1 protein-coding gene is annotated in these 1,063 nt (G+C 42.4%); it reads right to left on the bottom strand.

What is annotated here, in order from left to right; translation table 11 throughout:
- A partial coding sequence (locus KDK19_RS16535; RefSeq protein ID WP_257292396.1) for a hypothetical protein occupies positions 1-597 on the bottom strand: 597 nt, incomplete at its 3' end.
- Positions 598-1,063: the final 466 nt, after the last annotated feature.

The following is a 1,063-nucleotide window of genomic DNA, read 5'->3' as shown; positions in this document are numbered from 1 at the left end:
CAATTCTGTTCTCCTGACATCAGCCAGGAATATCTGTTTTCTCCTTTCAGTGGTTGACATTAATACCTCCCTCATTTCATCACTTTCCTCCATATCGAAAACATTCCATAGTTGATTTCTTATTATCCCTGACAAAAGGGTTGGGGATCTGGAATAATCTTTAGGCAAATTTATTTTCGGACGACAACGAAGGAAGTCGATAACATCTATAAATTCATCTACCCTGAGTCTGCCTTTTCTAAAACCGATGAGTTCCTGAATCAGCTTGACTTGTCTGTCGGTTAAGATAGCAGTGTTCGCCCCCTGAATGGTTTTAAGTGTTTTTGGTTTTGGTTTGATTTTAGGGGCCTTAGGGGTATCTACATCTAAAACAACGGCTCTGGAGGAAATTCCGATTTCTTTTTGCCCTGTTACGAGATCGGGTGTGAAATCTTCGCGCTTTTCTGCAAGTGGCTCACTACTGACAGGACTAACGATTCTGCCAGTGCCAGTGACATTGCCATGATTCGCTGTAACATCTTCTGTAACACGGTCTACAGCGGTGCGAGTAAAGAGATTTTGCCCCTGATTACATGAGGGTTGAGATAATTGATTCATCCTTTTTTTCCTATCTTTGATTATCCTTAATCTTGACGAGGGTGAGCCCAGCCAAAGAACGCTTTCATATATTGACCTGTTGATTAAACGAAAGTTCCAAAAAAGAAGGATCCCAGAGTTGAAATAAGGCCGTTGGCTATGCCTGTGTCATACCGAACAGTGCAAATAGACTGTCAGTGATGCCGGGATAAGATCTGAGCCGTTTGCTGCGCCAAAGGTTTTTTAGTCCAGCGCGCAGTGGCTTGGTTATTGATGTGTAATAGGATGATTCGCCAAGATGTTGGGGGCACTGGGGTGTATCAACCTCATTCTGTATTATCCTCCTCTGTGTATTGATCTGCGAATGCAAAAATATTGCCGGCAAACAATGTAAGTCCCTTGACCAGACTGATCAATGGAAAGACAGCGTTGTTGGCTCCAAGATTTAGTTGATCATTGACATTATGGAAGTCTTTGGGAAATTTTT

Origin of the sequence: Endozoicomonas sp. ONNA1, assembly GCF_024606325.1 — a bacterium.
Classification (GTDB): Bacteria; Pseudomonadota; Gammaproteobacteria; order Pseudomonadales; family Endozoicomonadaceae; genus Endozoicomonas_A.
The sequence above is the reverse complement of the archived record's forward strand: the minus strand, read 5'-3'. Positions and strand labels throughout refer to the sequence as shown.